The sequence below is a fragment of the Pedobacter antarcticus genome (assembly GCF_900103515.1).
Lineage (GTDB): Bacteria > Bacteroidota > Bacteroidia > Sphingobacteriales > Sphingobacteriaceae > Pedobacter > Pedobacter antarcticus.
The window spans coordinates 1-18,472 of sequence record NZ_FNGZ01000007.1; the positions used below are offsets into that span (position 1 = coordinate 1).

Here is an 18,472-nt window from a genome sequence, read left to right on the forward strand (position 1 = left end):
AGTCCTTATGAAAATGCCATTGCAGAAAGGGTAAACGGGATACTAAAATCAGAATTTGATTTGCATAGCTCAAAAGTTGGTTTTAGGGAAACTACCCAAAAGATAAGAGAAAATATCCAAACCTATAATCAATTAAGGCCCCATGCTAGTTGTGATTATCTAACTCCAGAGCAGGCACACCTGAAACACGGGCCATTGAAAAAAAGATGGAAACCTAAATGGTGCAAACCAAATGAAAAGCAACTTGTATAATTGATACAGGAATAACAAATTTGCGTGTATAGTCTATCTAAAATTAATTCAGTAAACTGTATAGCCATTTCAGGATAAGACAAACTCAAAGCCACGGGGGTATCTCGTTAGAGTCTTGTTCGGGTGTTGTTCGTAGTTGACCCGATTAAATAGGGGCTTAACCCGAGGTTGACCCGATTAAACTCGTTTTTATTCATATAAACCCGGTTGAATGTTAGCAAACAGAAGCAGAAATGACAAGGGTAATTACTAAATGACCCGAACGAAAGAGTATGTTAAGCTTAACGCGCGGGGGCGAGAATTGAATCCATGGATTGAATACGCGGGGATTGCGCATAAAAAAAGCTTCCTGATTGATACCAGGAAGCTTCTACGAATGGTTATAAATAATTCTAGATTACTTTAACGTTGATCGCATTTAAACCTTTTTTACCGCTTTCAACATCGTATTCTACTTTGTCGTTTTCACGGATTTCATCGATTAGGCCTGTTGAATGTACAAAAATTTCGCTATCGCCGTTTGCTGGTACGATAAATCCGAAACCTTTAGTTACATTAAAAAATTTTACTGTTCCTTCTTGCATTGTATTAAGTATTAATAATTAAGTCTGCAATGTAGTGATTTTATTTTTATAATCTGCATATGGACATTTTTTTGCTAATTATGTTATTTCACAGGGTATTAGCGCTATTTTTTTCCTTTTACAGACACTGTTATTTCGCTGGAATGAGGGAGCCCTAATGTAGTGCCTGGTTTAATTATTAATAAACTAGTGAGGTACACATCGATAATCCCCTGGAGTACCTTTTTCCGGCTTTCTTTGTATTCCGGCATATTCATATAAAATTTACCCAGGTGCATTTTACCGTTGCTATCTACCAATACGTTAAATTCGAAACCAAAGTCTTTATAAGAATCCGGAATAATAATCCGAAACCGTGGATACAGATAGTCATAAGCTTCAGTGCGGCCATTTAGTTTGTCAACTGTACTGATCTTTTGAACCTGGATACGATTATCCCTGGGAATTAGCTGAACAGGAATTCTTCCTGCAAAAACGCTGTCTGCATTAGTTGGATTTCGCTCTGCGCGTTCAATCATCTGTTTTATAAACGTAGTGTCCGCCTTACTTGGTCGCTGCAGCACCTCAGCACTGCTGCTCAATTTTTTGATATACGAGTCTGCATAAAAAGTCATATTTACATCTGAACGGATATCGTCTGCGATTGCTTTACTGGTAACTTGAAGACGCTGGAAAACCAGACTGTCTTTACTTACAGATTTAAAACGGAACCATTCTTTAGCAAAATTATAAACGTCTTTATGGTCATGATGAAGATGGAAACCCTGCATTTTTTGCTGTGCGGGATCCCATGCAAGTACAGTGTCGGCAGAATAGAATTCAATGATCCAGCTCGGTTCCTGCTGAAATCCTGTCGTGTCAAATGACAAGCCGTTGCTGAAACGTCTTTTTACTTCTGTATAACGGATTCCTTTTACGGACTCAATACCTGATTTAAAATCTTTAATTTCTTTTTTAACTGGTTTTTCCTGTTGACAGGCCATCAGCATTGTAATCAGGCAGAAAGTTAAGAATGATAAGTATCTCATTTGCATATAACGAACGGAATTTACAGACAAATATATCTGCCCTTTACCGTTTAACCTAATCTTTTGACGGGGGGTATAAAAGTCCTGGCAAAAAAAAACCGCATAGCTGATAGCTATACGGTTTTAAATCTGATTGAAAAATTATTTTTTAGGGTTCAGTACCTCATTAATTCTGTTGTTGAGATCTTCATAATGTGCTCGGATTTGTACATCTGCTGTTGCTGCACGCTGACGGGAGTTGAGTAAAAGTGTTTTTAGTTCTGCCCGGACCAACGGACGGATATCTGATAGGGATACCACCACTGGTGTCATTCCGAAACTGGCCAGTGCATCAGCAGGAAATGCTGCAGGAGCTTCCATTTCCTTTTGCATTAATGAATTCAGCTGCCCGATATAAGCGCGTTGTAGATTGCGTTTAAACGCGTCTGGACGGCCTGCTGTAAATATACCTGTACGAAGGTCGGAAAATAGCTCAGGAAGCGTGTATGATGCCGAAATTCCATTTTTTGTTTCATTGTCCAGCAGCCTTGCAAGGCGTGAAGGGTTCAGTAGACTATTCAAGGTACCTGTTTGTACAGCTTTAATTCTGTTTAGCATAGTTCCGTTGTCAAATTTGCTCAGTTGTTCATTGTTAATGAGCCAAAGTGGCGTATTGAAAAGTTGTGCATTAAAAAATGCTAAAGCCTCTTTCTGTTTAGCTTTACCCAGATAAGTGTAGACCGGTCCATTCTGATCATAGGTTTTGAAATTTTCATTCATACCGCCGACGTTCGTCAGTGCATGGCCCATGTAGCGGTTATATTGAGCAATTACTTCGGTATAAATCTCTCTGAGGTCGCTGTAATCACTACCTTTTTCGTAGGTCCATTTTTCTATATTCGGGAGGATACGTTTCAGATTGGCAATTCCATAAGCTCCTGCCTTCATGGCGTTATCGCCAAGGTCTTCGCTTTGAAGGCGAGGGTCGAGCGAGGTACCCTGGCGGCCGTAGTAATAGATAGGATTTCCTGCTCTTTCTTTAGTCCACTCATCAAGTTTAAGTTTTTCTGCTTCAGGACTCAAGTTTCCGGGAAACCAGGTATATCCCCATTTTACTGACCATTTGTCGTATTCCCCGATTTCCGGATGTAATTTCGTTACTCCATCTCCTGGTTGTGCGATATAATTAAAACGTGCATAATCCATAATAGAAGGAGCGGTTCCGTGGGTATCAGTAAACTTTTTGGAGCGCAGGGAATCTACCGGATAAGCGTAACTCGAGCCAAAGTTATGTGGTAAACCCAGGGTATGTCCGATTTCATGTGAAGACACAAATCGGATCAGCTCGCCCATGGTTTTGTCGTCAAAACGTGCTTTTCTGGCTACAGGATTTATTGCTGCAGTCTGTACGAAATACCAGTTTCTCAGCAGGTTCATGACATTATGATACCAGCCAATATGTGTTTCCAGGATCTGTCCGGTACGCGGGTCAGCTATATGCGGGCCGTAGGCATTTGAAATGTTAGATGCGAAATAGCGGACAACGGAGTACCGGGAATCTTCTACGCTGAAGTCCGGATCTTCTACTGCTGAGGGAGCAGGTTTTCCAATAATTGCATTTTTAAATCCGGCCTCCTCGAAAGCGACCTGCCAGTCGTTAATACCCTGAATGAGGTAAGGAACCCATTTTTTAGGGGTTGCCGGGTCGATATAAATAGTTATAGGTTTTACAGGCTCAGATAATTCTCCGCGAAGGTAAGCTGCCGTATCTTTAGGTACCAGGTTCCAACGATGGATATAAGCTGTGCGCTCGGCTTTATGTGCCTGAGTTCCATAATCAATCTGAGACTGACCGAAATAACCGACGCGGGCATCCCTGATCCGTGCCTTAACCGGTACAGCAGGCAGCAGGAGCATAGAGGTGTTAAACTCAAAGGTGATAGCACCCAGGCTGTTATCAATAGGAGATTCGGCCGACCGGTAGGTTTTTCCGGTTACCACTTCAATGTTCAGGGGGAACGATTTAATGGTGTCTATATATGATCTTGACGGATCCTGCGCCGAAATTTTATAAGCTTTGCGCAATTTGTCTGTCGCACCTATTGCTTGTACATCGCCGTTGTAAAAATCGGTTACGTCTACAATGACGCCGGTACTGTCTTTATTGTAGGCTTTGATATCAAAGCTGGCCAGAATGGTTGATAAATTTGAATTCCTGACTGACTGATACATATCAGAGGTGCTGTCCGCCCGAACCGCATATCCGGGAACCCGGATAAATAGCTGTTTACCTCTGCGTTCCCACTGCCAGACCTGCTCGTTAAGCTGCTCTCCCCCGTATTGCTGGTTGCCGACACTAACCCCTGCGGGTACTTTATTTAAGCGTGTGACCACAAGCATTTCCCGGTTGAGCAGGCTGTCCGGAATCTCAAAAAACCATTTTTCATCTTGTTTGTAAGTATTAAAAATGCCTCTTTTTACTTTAGCTTTGTCGTTAATCAGATCACTGAAAGATTTAATGCCCTCTTTTTTAGGGGTTACGACCGGAGCTGCCGCTGGGATGCCCTTTTTATCTTTCTTGTTTTTTTTCTGGGCTATAGCCGGATTGCTATTCAGTATACAGAGCATACCGATACCCGCCAGGGTAAGTAGTTTGGTAGGAACGTTCATAGCCGGCAATTTATTAATCAGATGCCTTATTGCCAAAAAAGAGGATGTAATTTAGCCGTGTAATAGTAAATGTCGTTTAAATACCTAAATTAACTGAATGAAACTATTGGTTCCGGTCTCTTTTCAACGCTGGTTTTTATTCCTTCTACTGCCTTTTTTTTTCCAGGCATGTGCGGTTCAGCGCCAGATGAATAAAAAAATAGACCACTTCTTTGCACACTCGGAGTTAATGCGCGGGCACCTTACCGGTTTTGCACTAGCGAGTTCTGAAGATGGACGCATCTTATATGGAAAGAATGCAGACCAGTATTTTGTGCCTGCATCCAATACCAAACTGTTCACTTTTTATACAGCATGGAAAATGCTTCCTGATAGCCTTCCGGCTATGAAATATATCATATCCGGAGATTCACTGATCTTCTGGGGAACAGGAGATCCTTCTCTGCTTCAAGGCAAGTTAAAAGCTCGGGGGGCATTGGATTTTTTGAAGTCTAGTAATAAGACTTTGTATTTCGCAGCCGGCCGTTATACTGGCAGTGTTTATGGAGAAGGATGGTCATGGGATGACTATAATGACTATTATCAGGCCGAGATTACCGAGTTGCCTATAAGTGACAATATGATTTCTCTCCAGGCAGTGTCTGGAAAACTTGAACTGTCTCCCGGACTGTTCCGGACGGATCTTTTCACAGACAGCACATTTAAACCTGCCGAATTTATTGTGCGCAGGGACTGGAAGGCCAATCGGTTTCAGGCCCCCCGGCAGCAGGTTCCTGCAGGGTACCAGCAGCAGATTCCTTACCAGACAAGCAGTACTTTGACGGTTAATTTGTTGTCAGATGTGCTACAGAAACCTGTAAGTCTGGTTAAAAAGAAATTGCCAGATCAGGCTGCTGTTATTTTTCAGTCACGTAAAGAAGATGTATTGCGTGAAATGATGCTGCCTAGTGATAATTTTATTGCAGAACACCTTCTTTTATTATGTGCAGATAGCTTTCAGGCAGAACTCAACGGGAAAGATGCGATAGCTCATGCGCTTAGTCATGAGCTGGCAGGGCTGCCGGATAAACCTAAATGGGTTGATGGCTCAGGTTTATCCAGGATGAATCTTTTCACTCCCCGGGACGTTATTAAAGTGCTTCATCTGATAGATTCGGCTGTAGCAGACCGTGACAAGTTATATTCCATGCTACCTTCCGGAGGAAAGACAGGAACGCTCAAAAATGCTTATCCTGCCACTGATGAGCCATTTGTCTATGGGAAAACAGGTACGCTTTCGGGTGTGTATAATCAAAGTGGTTTTGTTAAGACGAAAACTGGAAAAACTTACTTGTTCTCATTTATGAATAATAATTTTACAGGTTCTGCGGTTGAGGTACGGAAGGAACTGGTCCGGCTAATGAGCTATATTCATGACCATTATTAAGCGTATTATAAGCTGTTCCGGTTAATCTGATCAGGTTTTTTACTAGCTTTGCCTATGGAAAAACCTGCGGATACGATTTATACTTTACAGTTCGGACTAGTCTGTCTGAGTTCCTTTTTGTTTTCCGCCAGCTTCAACATGCTTATTCCTGAATTACCTGCATACCTGAGTGCAATGGGCGGTGCGTCTTATAAAGGATTGATTATCGCGTTATTTACTTTAACAGCCGGCTTCTCCAGGCCGTTCAGCGGGAAACTTACTGACACAATCGGCCGCGTGCCTGTAATGGCTGTAGGCTCTGTAGTTTGTTTTATCTGTGGGTTTCTTTATCCGGTACTGACAACAGTAGCCGGGTTTTTATTTCTACGGTTAATTCACGGCTTTTCTACCGGATTTAAGCCGACTGCAACTGCCGCTTACGTTGCAGATCTCGTTCCGGAAAACAGGTGGGGAGAAGCTATGGGGGTACATGGAATCTGCTTTAGTACTGGGCTTGCGATCGGTCCGGCAATAGGAAGTTTAATCACCAATCATTTCTCTATCGATATTCTCTTTTACTGTTCTTCGGTTTTTGCGTTGATGTCTATCGTGATTTTATGGAATATGAAAGAGACTTTAAAAGAGAAACAAAAGCTTAGTCTGTCACTCTTTAAAATCAAAAGAAGTGATATTATCGAATGGCGGGTCATTCCTGCGGCATTGATCACTTTACTGAGTTATATAAGTTATGGCGTGATTTTAACGGTTATTGGAGACTGGGGGTCCTTTCTTGGTACAGCAAATAAAGGATTGTTTTTTATGGTTTTTACACTGACGTCTCTATTGATCCGCTTTGTAGCCGGAAAAGCTTCTGATACTTATGGAAGAATTTTAATTATGAAAATAAGCCTCGTACTGCTCTCTGTGGCATTGCTATGGATTGGACTGGCTACGTCAGTATTCTCGTTAATGTCTGCATCTGCGCTTTACGGCGTGGCAACGGGTATGCTTTCGCCTTCTGCAAATGCCTGGACCATAGATCTGAGTGACCCAAAACACCGGGGAAAAGCGATGGCAACCATGTATATAGCCCTTGAAGCAGGAATTGGATTCGGTGCGTTACTGGCTGGCTGGATATTTATTGACGATATCGGCACCATACCTTATACCTTTTTTCTGTGTACAGGGGTAACCCTGCTCGCGCTGGTCTATCTGCAATTTATCTGGAAGCCGGTTAAGGCCAGTTAGCATTTACTGGTTGGATACAACCAATAGTTCGATATCCTTGAAAGGCAGGTTGAAACGGTTGGCAAGGTCTTTACTGGTGAGATGGCCCTGGTAGATATACAAGGCTTCTCTAATTCCGGGTTTATTCCACACCATGCCCATCAATCCGCCCATATCGCCTATATCCACGAGAATCGGCGTAAAGATATTGGTCAAAGCATAAGAGGCTGTGCGGGGTACCCGGGATGCGATATTCGGAACACAGTAGTGAATAACATCGTGCAGCCGGAATACAGGGTCTTTGTGATTGGTTACCCTGGAAGTTTCAAAGCACCCTCCCTGATCTATACTAACGTCGATTACCACGCTGTCGGGTTTCATTCTTGCAACTGTTTCTTCCATGATAATACAAGGGCTGCGTCCATTTGTCGCTCTGATCGCACCGATGACAACATCGCAGGTAGTCACAGCTTTAGCCAATACAATCGGCTGCATGACAGATGTAAATACACGGCTGCCAAGATTGTTCTGGAGTCTTCTGAGGCGATAGATGGAGCTGTCAAATACTTTGACCTCTGCACCAAGTGATAACGCTGTACGAGCCGCATATTCACCAACTGTGCCTGCACCCAGAATGACAACCTCTGTCGGAGGAACTCCGGTAAAACCACCGAGCATGAGCCCTTTCCCCCCGGTTACACTGCTCAGGTATTCTGCCGCAATAAAAATAGAAGTTGCACCAACAATTTCGCTCATCGCACGAACCACGCTGAGGATATTTCCTTCATCACGCAGGTGCTCAAAGCAAAGCGCATTTATTTTTTTATGTAAAAGAGCTTTCAGGTAACTTTCTTTCAGATCGCCCATCTGCAGCGCTGAGATCAAGGTCTGCCCTTTATGCATGAGCTGAATTTCTTCCAGTGTCGGCGGGGCAATTTTGACAATGATATCTGCCTGGAAGACTTCTTTTTTATCGAAGGATATCATGGCCCCCTGTTCACTGTAGTCCTTATCAGAAAAATTAGCACCTGTTCCGGCTCCGCTTTCCAAAACTACTTTATGGCCATTGTTGACGAGCAGGGCCACAGACAACGGGGTTAATGCAATCCTGGTCTCCTGAAAAGAGATCTCTTTTGGAATACCAATATAAAGCCTGTTATGCTTCGGTTTCAATTCCGATAGCATTTCCTTTGGCTGTAACATGCCTTTTTGAGCAATTGATGCCATTTCTTCCCTTAATCCTGTACTCATTATGCAGTAGTTTTATACGCGATTGAAATTAAGAAATTTATTTAAATATTCCCTGCCAGACTGCAGGTTAGGGTTCGCTGATCTGGGCTATCTGCAACCAGTTGCACATGGATATAGATTTCCGGAAGGAGTTCTTCAACACGTTCCGGCCATTCAATAAGACAGATATTACCGGAATAAAAATATTCTTCATAACCTATATCATAGGCTTCTCTGATATCTTTTATCCGATAAAAATCGAAATGATAAATGGGTCCTTTAGGGGATTCATACTCGTTGACAATGGAAAACGTTGGGCTGCTGACAATGTCAGTTACGCCTGATGCGGCACAGATGGCCTTAATAAGAGTGGTTTTACCGGCACCCATTTCACCATCAAAAATAATTATCCGGTGGTCTCCGGCAAAACTCAGCACTGCTTCTGCGGCAGCACTGAGTCCATTCAGATCTTGTATAACTAATTGCATATTTATTTTATCTTGAGCTATAAGTTGCAACCGGAATGATCATCTCTTCCAATGAAATCCCACCGTGCTGGAAGGTTTCATTATAGTAATTCACAAACTGGTTGTAGTTATTCTGATAAACAAAATAACGGTCTTCTTTTGCAAAGATATAATTAGAACTAATATTGATTTTAGGCAGTTGTGCCTCATGTGGATTTTTAATCAGGAACACCTCTTTAGCATTATAATTCAAGTTCCGTCCCTGTTTGTAACGCAGATTAGTATTCGTATTCCTGTCTCCGATTACTTTACTCGGATGTTTAACTCTTATGGTTCCGTGATCAGTTGTAATAACTACTTTTACTCTTTTTTGAGAAAGCTTTTTGAGCAGTTCCAAAAGTGGCGAGTGTTCAAACCAGCTTAAAGTAAGCGAACGGTAAGCTGCGTCATCGTTTGCCAGTTCACGAATCATAGCCATGTCAGTACGGGCATGAGAAAGCATATCAACAAAATTGTAAACGATAGCGTTAAACTCATTCTGCATCAGTTTATTTACCTGATCTGTTAGCGCCTTACCGTCATCATAAGTTAATATTTTATGATAGCTGAATTTACAGTCATGACGTACACTGCGTTTGATCTGTTCGGCGAGGAATTCTTCTTCGTGCATGTTTTTGCCACCTTCCTCGTCATCATTCTGCCAAAGCTTAGGGAATCTTTTCTCCATTTCCAGCGGCATCAGACCGGAAAAAATAGAATTTCGGGCATATTGCGTTGCTGTCGGTAGGATACTGGAATATATATCTTCTTCATCGAGTCTGAAATGTTCTGTGATCAGCGGGTTAATGATTTTCCACTGGTCATAACGCAGATTGTCAATGAGGATGAAGAAAACTGGTGTATTGGGGTTGATATGCGGGAAAGCTTTTTTCTTCAGCAGCTCATTAGAGAGCAGCGGAGGTTTTTCTTTACCGTTTACCCAACCAAGATAATTATCTTCTATAAAGCGAGAAAACTGTGTATTCGCCTCAGACTTCTGCATGGTGAGAATCTCGTGCATCTGCGGATCATCTAGTTTTTCGAGTTCAAGTTCCCAAAAAACCAGTTTTTTATAAACTTCTACCCATTCTTCATAGCTCAGTTTATCATTCAGTGTCATACCTAGTCTTCTGAAATCCTGCTGATAAGCCATGGAGGTCTTTGCGCTGATCAACCTCTTGTTATCTATGATTTTTTTGATAGTTAGTAATACCTGTTTAGGGTTTACAGGTTTGATCAGGTAATCGTCAATTTTAGAACCGATAGCATCTTCCATCAGGTTCTCTTCTTCACTTTTAGTGATCAATACCACGGGAACGTCATTTTTAATGTTCTTTATGGCAGACAAAGTTTCCAATCCGCTCATACCTGGCATATTCTCGTCAAGAAAAACTAAGTCAAAGTGCTCTTTACCAAATGCTTCTAACGCATCATTGCCGTTGGTGAAGGTAGTGACATGGTATCCTTTTTCGTTCAGTAATAATATATGTGGTTTTAATAAGTTGATCTCATCATCGGCCCATAAAATCTTGGTTTCCTGCATTATTTGAGTGTCTAGTGTAAATAATTCTTCAAAAAAAGTGATCTCTTTCTGATTACCGATAAAAATAGCAATTTTTGTACCGTATAATTTATTTTACCTGATTGAACAAAAAGAAAATCATAAATGATCCGGTCTACGGGTTTATCAAAATTCCGTCCGAACTGATCTTTGATCTGGTGTCTCACCCTTATTTTCAGCGGCTTCGTTATATCAAGCAACTCGGCATGACCCACCTGGTTTATCCGGGAGCATTGCATACCCGTTTTCATCATGCGCTTGGTGCCATGCACCTGATGAGTTTGGCAATAGAAGTATTACGAGGTAAAGGGCATGAAATCAGCGTGGAAGAGGAGGAGAGCGCTACCATTGCAATTTTATTGCATGATGTTGGGCACGGTCCTTTTTCGCACGCGCTGGAGCATTCATTAGTCAGAGATATAAAACATGAGGACATTTCCATGCAAATTATGGAAAAGCTGAATGTGGAATTCGACGGACGTCTGGATATGGCAATTTCAATCTTCAGGGGCGGGTATCGAAAACAATTCTTACACCAGTTGATTTCCAGTCAGTTAGATCTGGATCGTATGGACTATCTTAACAGGGACAGTTTTTTTACAGGGGTAAGTGAGGGAGTGATCAGTTTTGATCGTATTATAAAGATGTTTAATCTCGCAGACGGTCATCTGGTTATTGAAGAAAAAGGGATCTACAGTATTGAAAAATTCCTGATTGCAAGGCGATTGATGTACTGGCAGGTGTATTTGCATAAAACGGTTATTTCCGGAGAGCAATTGCTGGTTAAAATTCTCAAAAGGGCTAAAGAGCTTTCAAGGAATGGTGTAAGTTTATTTGCTACCCCCGCATTGTCACACTTTTTAGAAAATGAATTGTCTTCAGCCAATTTTTTTGCTGATCCTTTACATCTGGAGCAATTCACAAGGCTGGATGATCAGGATATCTTTACCTCGGTAAAGGTTTGGCAGGACAACGGGGACCGGATTCTGTCCCTGCTTTGCCGGATGCTGGTTAGCAGGAATTTATATAAAACAGAAATTTCTAATGCTTCTCCTGATCCCGAACGGATACAACGTCTGCTCGATCATGCAATGATCACCTATAAAATCAGTGCTGAAGAAGCAGCCTATTTTGTATTCACTGACCAGATCAGCAACCGGGCCTATCATATTTCCGGTGGAGGGAGCACGATCAGTATTCTGATGAAAAATCTTGATATACTGGATATTGCAAAAGCGTCAGATTTGGCTAACCTTAAATCCTTAGATAAAACCGTCAGGAAACACATCCTGTGTTATCCTACAATAATTTAGCATTTTTTTTTAAAAAAAATTAATGTAGCAAAAAGGAGCTTAAATAGAGGGGTTTACACTGTTGGAAATCGTTGTCGGTAACGATTTAGTAATGGTGCTCATTGCATTCATTTTTACTCAATTTCTTTGTAAATCAGTAGCAAATATAATAAATCTATGTGATTTAAAACTCCTTTTCATGACCTAACTATTATAGTTTTTAGAAATTTTGATGTTTTTTTGCCTTCATCGGTAGAAAAAATTTCTCCCCAGTGGGGTGAAACTGTGGAATTATTATCATTAAATGTTTGAAATTTTGTGAATTAATTAGACGTAAACCAAATCTCAAATTTGGCAAGCATCACAAAATTTATTAGCTATGAAATATTCTTTAGACAAAATCCTTTTAGAAATTCACAATAAGGAGGATAAGATTTTATCACAAAGCAAAAGATTGATTGATGAGGCTTACGAAATGACCCTGTATCTTCAGGATCTTTTAGGTTCAGTTAAGAAATACCTTATTGAGGAAGGGTTTAAAAACGATGAGGAAGAAATCCGTTTTTTTCGTTCTATTAAACCCCAAATACTTGGTAAGCTGATTTATTACAATAAGATATATCGCATTGAAACCACTTGCCCTGTTAGTAACGGTAAAATGTATTATAATTATTTTTCTGGACAGTTGGCAAATCTAAAACGGGAATACATTGAACACCTCTGTAATTCGGATTTTTACAGATATTACCGTTCAGGACGGACAGACCGTGATGATAACTACTTCAAACGTGGAAACATTAACTACCACGATGGGCTTAACAGCATTGTATTTGAAATAGATTCGGAATTCTCGACTTTCTTCGATTATAAAACGGCAAGGATTATCTCCAATGATTTGCTCTACACTTATCTGCTCACAAAAATCAACCCCGATGAAAACCCCGATGTGATATTGCAAAAGCCGGAAAGTTCCAAAGATATATTTTGGACAGATAGCAAAAATGCTATAATCGAATTGATATATGCCCTTTATGCTTCGGGCGTAATTTCTCACGGAAAAATCGGTATCCGAAAAATTAGTCTGATGTTTCAAATACTTTTCCGTATTCCTCTCGGCGACCTACATCACGCTTTCCATAGAATGAAAACCCGAAGTGGTTCCAGGACTTCATTTTTAGACCAGCTTAAGTTTTCTCTTGAAGAATATATGGATAAAGACCTTTAGTTTAATTGAGCTATCATTTCAAAGCAGTACATCATCGTACTGCTTTTTTTTTGCCCATATCAACCAATTGGTAAAGTTTGGAAAATACTATTGTTAAACAATCAAAATCCCCTAAAATCCTTTACTGATAAGGCTTTCCCTAATTGTAAAAATTTTCAAAAAACCGCCAAACCAATTGGCAAGGCTTGGCAGACAAACTCTGCCACTCTTTTCAACTTTGCATAGTAAACTTTAAAAGTTATGCAATGAAAATAATAACCATTGAAGAAGAAGCGTGGGATCAGCTAAACAATCGTATCACTGCTATCGCTGATTATCTGAAAAGATTGGAAGTGACCAATTATGATGACCTGTGGCTCAACAATCACGAGGTATGTCAATACCTGCACATTAGCGAAAAAACGCTTTGGCGTATGCGTACCAAAGGTGAGATTGCTTATTCAAAAATCTATGGACAATACTTCTACACGATTGGTGCTATCAAAGATATGCTCAATGCCAATGCTGTTCAAAGCAGTGATGAGTATGTAAAGGAACTTATAGCAACAGGCAAAAGCTATATCGAAAAAGGCAGGAAACTAAAGACAGATAAAAAATAGGTACGAACCCTTAAAAGTATAATTCTATGAATATTGACAGAATGGAATTTTTGGCGTGGATGGAACGCCTAATGGACAGGCTTGATATGCTTGGCGATCATATCGAAGACTTTCAAAAGAAACGAAATAGTATTGATGGCGAGGAATTGCTCGACAATCAGGATTTGCTTCAAATGCTTAAAATCAGCAATCGTTCATTGCAACGTTACCGCTCTAACGGGAAACTGCCTTATTATACCATAAGCGGAAAATTGTATTACAAATTGTCGGATGTTCATCAATTTATAAGAGAAAGTTTTAATCCTCCGACACCTAAATAAAATGCCTTTGAATGACAAATACCGCCTTTGAATGCCACTTAGTGCAATGCAGTAAATGCTTCTTTTATTTTCGGAATTGAAATCTTAAAATATTCAGATTATGAGCGAAGAAACTACAAATAAGCAAGAAGAACCCGAACAACTATCGGACATTTTGTTGGTGCTGGATAAGGAAAAAATGAAAATCCAAGCTGTAAAAAGCATCGACAAAAACGGAAAAATGGAAACCGTTGATCCCACAAAAAAGAACCAAAGCGAATTTATGCGGGTGGACAAACAGGGTGATTTGATTTCTAATTTCTTTTCCAATTTTTACAGACAACTGAAAGATCCTACCAAATTTACATTCTTCAAAGTACCTGCCGATAAAGCTTTAGAGAAAGCAAAAGAATTTCAGAAGCAGGTAGATCATCCTACTCCAAAAGGCGAAAAACAAATGAAAAAAGACGAAGTAAAAGTTGAGCCTGAACATAAACAAGAAAATCAAAATAATATGGAAACAACACAAAAAGCACCGGAAAATAACGAATACCGTTACAAGCCGGAACAAATTGATTGGGAAACAATGAACAATCTTGGATTAGGCAAAGAACGCCTTGAAAAAATGAACCTACTTGAACCTTTATTGAAAGGTTTTAAAACCAATGAACTTGTACCTGTAAGCCTTAATCTCGGTACTGCCGTTACCCGAATGGATGCCCGTCTTTCCTTGCAACATAATGATGAAGGTAAGGTAGTGGTCGCCATTCACGGTATCCGTAAAGAACCGAACTTAAACTTTGAGTTTTTTGGACACAAGTTTACTGATGAAGACAAGAAAAACTTACTCGATGCAGGAAATATGGGACGTGTGGTTGATTTGAAAAATCCAAAAACAGGCGAAACCATTCCGTCAATTATTAGTGTGGATAGGTTAACCAATGAATTGATTGCACTGAAAATAGAATACATAAAAATACCCGATGAAATAAAAGGGGTAAAGCTGAATGATGAGCAAAGACAAACTTTAATGGACGGCAAACCACTTCATTTAGAGGGAATGATTTCTAAAAAGGGAACTGAGTTTGAAGCTACGGTTCAGTTCAATGCAGATAAACGTTATGTTGAATTTCTGTTCGATAGAGGCAATACCAATCAGCAAACGCAAAGCAACGGACAAAACAACCAGCAAAATAATTCGCAGGAAGTTCCGAGAATTTTTAGAGGTAAGGAATTGGATAATGAGCAATATGATAAGTTCAAAGATGGTCAGACTGTTTACATCAGTGGCTTGACAGACAAGCAAGGTAAACCGTACCAAGGTTATATTACTTTGAATAAGGAAACCAACAAAACCAATTTTTCTTTTCAAAATCCCGATAAACTCAAAGAACAAGCGAAACCTACTGAAGCTCATAAAACGCAAACTGCGGTTAATTCGGATGGTAAAACCAATGAAGCAACAAAGAATATCAAAGAGCCTATACAACCGAAACAACAAACGCCAAAAGATAAAAAACAGCAAGAGCAACAGGAAAAACCTCAAGCACCTGCTAAATCTAAAGGCAGAAAAATGTAGTAAATTATGAAAGCAATAATTGCAGAAAAACCAAGCGTAGCAAGAGAAATAGCCGGCTTGTTGGGTGCTTCCGAAAAAAAGGATGGATACTTGACAGGCCACGGCTATTGTGTTACGTGGGCATTTGGACACCTAATTGGATTAGGAATGCCCGAAGATTACGGAATATCAGGTTTTCAGAAAGCTTCGCTTCCGATACTTCCCAACCCATTTTTATTAACCGTTCGTAAAGTAAAAAAGGACAAAAGTTATGTAGCTGATACAGGCGCATTAAAGCAATTGAAAATAATTGAGCAAGTATTTAAGCAATGTGATAGCATAATTGTAGCTACTGATGCAGGTCGTGAAGGCGAACTCATCTTTCGGTACATTTATGAATACCTCAAATGCAACAAACCTTTTCAAAGATTATGGATAAGTTCACTTACTGAAAAGGCAATTAAACAAGGCTTTGATAACCTGAAAAACGGAAAGGAATTTGACGGATTGTACCAATCTGCACAAGGCAGAAGCCGTGCCGATTGGCTTGTAGGAATTAATGCTACGCAGGCATTGAGCATTGTAGCAGGAAATGGGATTTATTCGCTCGGAAGAGTGCAAACACCAACGCTTGCCTTGATCTGCAAACGTTATCTCGACAACAAAAAATTCTCAATAAAGAAATATTATCAGATACAATTGTTGCATCACAAAGAAATGATTGGTTTTAAAAGCCTTTCCACAACCAAATGGGACGATAAAAAGCTGGCAGACGATACATTGCGAACTATCGAAAGAAACGGAAATACTGCAACGGTTACATCCGTAGAAATCAAAAACGTCACGGAACAACCACCTTTGCTTTTTGACTTGACAGGTTTACAAAAAGAAGCCAATAAAAAGCTAAACCTTTCTGCCGAAGAAACGCTGAACATTGCCCAAAGCCTTTACGAAAAGAAATTCATCACTTATCCTCGTAGCGGAAGCAAATATATTCCCGAAGATATGTGGGCTGAAATCCCCAATCTTGTAAGAGCGTTACAAGACAGGGAAAATTGCAAACAAGCCTTGTCTAAAATAAAATGGGGACGTTTCAATAAACGCATCGTGAATGATTTGCGTGTAACCGACCATCACGCATTATTGATTACCGAAAAAATTCCATCGGCATTAAATGCAAAAGAAAATGCCGTTTACGATATGATTGCTTTTCGACTGCTGGAAGCGATTTCTCAAGCTTGTACGAAAGAGATTACCGACATTGCTTTACAAGCCATACATTATGATTTTACTGCAAAGGGTTGTAAGATAACCGAACCAGGTTGGCGCTCTATAAAAGGAAGTTTCGCAGATGATGAAGCCGAACCTTTGCAAGATTTGCCCGAATTGAAAAAGGGCGATGAACTTAAAATAAAAGAAGCCTTCGTTTTAGAAAAACAAACTAAACCACCTGTATTATTTACTGAAGCTGGGCTTTTATCGGCTATGGAAACTGCCGGAAACGGGATAGAAAATGAAGAAGAACGTAAAGCTCTGCAAAATATAGGCATTGGCACACCTGCAACACGGGCATCAATAATTGAAACACTATTTACCCGAAATTATATCCAACGGGAAAAGAAATCTTTAATCCCGACTGAAAAAGGATTGCAGGTTTATGAATTGGTCAAAGACCAAAAAATTGCTGACGTAGCAATGACTGCCGAATGGGAATTAGCCTTGCTAAAAATCGAAAACAATGAAGCGGATGCTGGGACTTTTCAAAAGGAAATGGAAGAATACGCTTCATCTATTACTAATGAATTATTGCAAACTTCCATTGCCCACGGAAACCTGCCTCAACTTATTTGCCCAAAATGTAAAACCCAGCAACTGATTATTAGAGATAAGATTGTTAAATGCCCTGATGAAGTTTGTAATTGGGTACAGTTCCGCAATGTTTGTGGCCTACAAATCAGCATTGCTGATATTGAAAGCCTCGTCAATAAAGGCAAAACGGCTCTGCTTAAAGGGATGAAAAGCAAAGCTGGAAAGAAATTCGATGCCTATATCGTATTGAATGATAAAGCCGAAAGTTCCTTTGAATTTGAGAAAAACAAGAATTATAAAAAGTAATGGAAAATAAAGCTATCATTAGTAAGCAGGAAATTGAAAATCAGATTTATACCGTAAGAGACCAACAAGTTATGCTCGACAGCTACTTGGCAAGGATATATCAGGTAGAAACAAAGAACCTCAACAAAGCCGTAAAAAGAAATACTGAACGATTTCCTGCTTCTTTTTGCTTTCAACTGACCGAAGAGGAAGTTGAAAACTTGAGGTTCCAGTTTGGAACCTCAAGTTTAAATTATGGTGGAAGACGTTATTTGCCCTATGTTTTTACCGAGCAAGGCATTGCAATGCTTTCTGCTGTACTTCGTTCAGAAATTGCCATAAAAGTCAGTATTGAAATTATGAACGCTTTTGTAGAAATGCGTAGGATGCTCATCAGCAATGCTTCGCTTTTTCATCGTTTGGATAAGATTGAACTCAAACAATTAGAAGCCGACCAGAAATTCGAAGAGATTTTTAAAGCTTTGGAAAGTGATAAACTCCACAGCGAAAAAGGTGTTTTTTATAACGGGCAGGTTTTTGATGCTTATGCCTTTGTTTCCGATATTATCCGAAGTGCCAAAAACTCTATTATCCTGCTGGATAATTATGTGGATGATACGGTATTGACCTTATTGGGCAAACGGAATGACAATGTAACCGTAACAATTTATACCAAAAGCATCAGTAATCAATTACGATTGGATTTACAACGGTACAACAGTCAGTATCTCCCCATTGAAATTGAGGTTTTCTCCGATGTTCACGACCGATTTATGATTATTGACAATGTGGAACTTTACCATATTGGAGCATCACTAAAAGACCTAGGCAAAAAATGGTTTGCCTTTTCGAGAATGGATATTGAAGTAGGCAGGATGCTCAAAATCTTAAATAAACAATAAACCCTCCAAATTTGGAGGGTTTATTGTTTCAGATTAATCTTTTAATCAAGATGGAAGCATC

Annotated in this window: 16 protein-coding genes; 10 read left to right on the forward strand and 6 right to left on the reverse strand. The window is 40.0% G+C overall.

The annotated features are described in order from the left end of the window. Positions 1 to 252: integrase core domain-containing protein (locus BLR53_RS14100; RefSeq protein WP_143007859.1), on the forward strand; the 252-nt coding region annotated here is incomplete at its 5' end. Positions 253 to 644: 392 nt separating this feature from the next. Here BLR53_RS14100 and BLR53_RS14105 read toward each other — a convergent pair. The 3 genes from BLR53_RS14105 to BLR53_RS14115 form a co-directional block, all read right to left on the reverse strand. Next, complete coding sequence (locus BLR53_RS14105; protein WP_037441187.1) at positions 645 to 836, reverse strand: cold-shock protein; 192 nt, start codon at positions 834 to 836, stop codon at positions 645 to 647. 104 nt (positions 837 to 940) lie between these two features. Then, the gene (locus tag BLR53_RS14110; RefSeq protein ID WP_051759908.1) at positions 941 to 1,864 is read right to left on the reverse strand and encodes a hypothetical protein; all 924 of its coding nucleotides are present in this window, start codon (positions 1,862 to 1,864) and stop codon (positions 941 to 943) included. Positions 1,865 to 2,005: 141 nt separating this feature from the next. Next, positions 2,006 to 4,513: a zinc-dependent metalloprotease gene (locus BLR53_RS14115; protein ID WP_074590862.1), complete on the reverse strand. Its 2,508-nt coding sequence runs from the start codon at positions 4,511 to 4,513 to the stop codon at positions 2,006 to 2,008. 97 nt (positions 4,514 to 4,610) lie between these two features. Between BLR53_RS14115 and BLR53_RS14120 the strand changes: the two genes are divergently transcribed. Both BLR53_RS14120 and BLR53_RS14125 read left to right on the forward strand, forming a co-directional pair. Further along, on the forward strand, positions 4,611 to 5,939 hold the full coding sequence (locus tag BLR53_RS14120) for a D-alanyl-D-alanine carboxypeptidase/D-alanyl-D-alanine-endopeptidase (protein ID WP_074590577.1): 1,329 nt from the start codon (positions 4,611 to 4,613) through the stop codon (positions 5,937 to 5,939). Between the two features lie 54 nt (positions 5,940 to 5,993). Next, positions 5,994 to 7,166 (forward strand): MFS transporter, encoded by a 1,173-nt coding sequence (locus tag BLR53_RS14125; RefSeq protein ID WP_037441192.1) that lies wholly within the window; start codon positions 5,994 to 5,996, stop codon positions 7,164 to 7,166. 3 nt (positions 7,167 to 7,169) lie between these two features. On the opposite strand, the gene BLR53_RS14130 is transcribed toward BLR53_RS14125, so the two are convergent. Genes BLR53_RS14130 through porX form a run of 3 tightly spaced genes read right to left on the reverse strand, consistent with a single transcriptional unit; the run spans position 7,170 to position 10,424 of the window. Next, the gene (locus tag BLR53_RS14130; RefSeq protein WP_037441195.1) at positions 7,170 to 8,396 is read right to left on the reverse strand and encodes an alanine dehydrogenase; all 1,227 of its coding nucleotides are present in this window, start codon (positions 8,394 to 8,396) and stop codon (positions 7,170 to 7,172) included. A 41-nt stretch (positions 8,397 to 8,437) separates the two neighbouring features. Next, entirely contained in the window at positions 8,438 to 8,863 is a 426-nt protein-coding gene (tsaE, locus tag BLR53_RS14135; protein WP_074590580.1) for a tRNA (adenosine(37)-N6)-threonylcarbamoyltransferase complex ATPase subunit type 1 TsaE, read from the reverse strand. A 7-nt stretch (positions 8,864 to 8,870) separates the two neighbouring features. Then, on the reverse strand, positions 8,871 to 10,424 hold the full coding sequence (gene porX / locus BLR53_RS14140; RefSeq protein ID WP_074590582.1) for a T9SS response regulator signal transducer PorX: 1,554 nt from the start codon (positions 10,422 to 10,424) through the stop codon (positions 8,871 to 8,873). A gap of 101 nt (positions 10,425 to 10,525) precedes the next feature. Between porX and BLR53_RS14145 the strand changes: the two genes are divergently transcribed. The 7 genes from BLR53_RS14145 to BLR53_RS14175 all read left to right on the forward strand — a co-directional run bounded on the left by BLR53_RS14145 (position 10,526) and on the right by BLR53_RS14175 (position 18,411). Continuing rightward, complete coding sequence (locus BLR53_RS14145) at positions 10,526 to 11,755, forward strand: HD domain-containing protein (RefSeq protein ID WP_037441208.1); 1,230 nt, start codon at positions 10,526 to 10,528, stop codon at positions 11,753 to 11,755. Between the two features lie 358 nt (positions 11,756 to 12,113). Further along, entirely contained in the window at positions 12,114 to 12,959 is an 846-nt protein-coding gene (locus BLR53_RS14150) for an RteC domain-containing protein (protein WP_074590584.1), read from the forward strand. 245 nt (positions 12,960 to 13,204) lie between these two features. Next, on the forward strand, positions 13,205 to 13,558 hold the full coding sequence (locus BLR53_RS14155; protein WP_074590587.1) for a helix-turn-helix domain-containing protein: 354 nt from the start codon (positions 13,205 to 13,207) through the stop codon (positions 13,556 to 13,558). A 26-nt stretch (positions 13,559 to 13,584) separates the two neighbouring features. Next, positions 13,585 to 13,878, forward strand: a complete 294-nt coding sequence (locus tag BLR53_RS14160; protein ID WP_074590589.1) for a helix-turn-helix domain-containing protein — start codon at positions 13,585 to 13,587, stop codon at positions 13,876 to 13,878. A 100-nt stretch (positions 13,879 to 13,978) separates the two neighbouring features. Beyond that, entirely contained in the window at positions 13,979 to 15,436 is a 1,458-nt protein-coding gene (locus BLR53_RS14165) for a DUF3945 domain-containing protein (protein WP_074590591.1), read from the forward strand. Between the two features lie 6 nt (positions 15,437 to 15,442). Further along, positions 15,443 to 17,530, forward strand: coding sequence for a type IA DNA topoisomerase (locus BLR53_RS14170; RefSeq protein WP_074590594.1), 2,088 nt, complete (start codon positions 15,443 to 15,445; stop codon positions 17,528 to 17,530). Beyond that, positions 17,530 to 18,411: an ORF6N domain-containing protein gene (locus tag BLR53_RS14175; protein WP_074590596.1), complete on the forward strand. Its 882-nt coding sequence runs from the start codon at positions 17,530 to 17,532 to the stop codon at positions 18,409 to 18,411. The genes BLR53_RS14170 and BLR53_RS14175 overlap by 1 nt, the downstream gene beginning before the upstream one ends. Positions 18,412 to 18,472 lie beyond the last annotated feature (61 nt).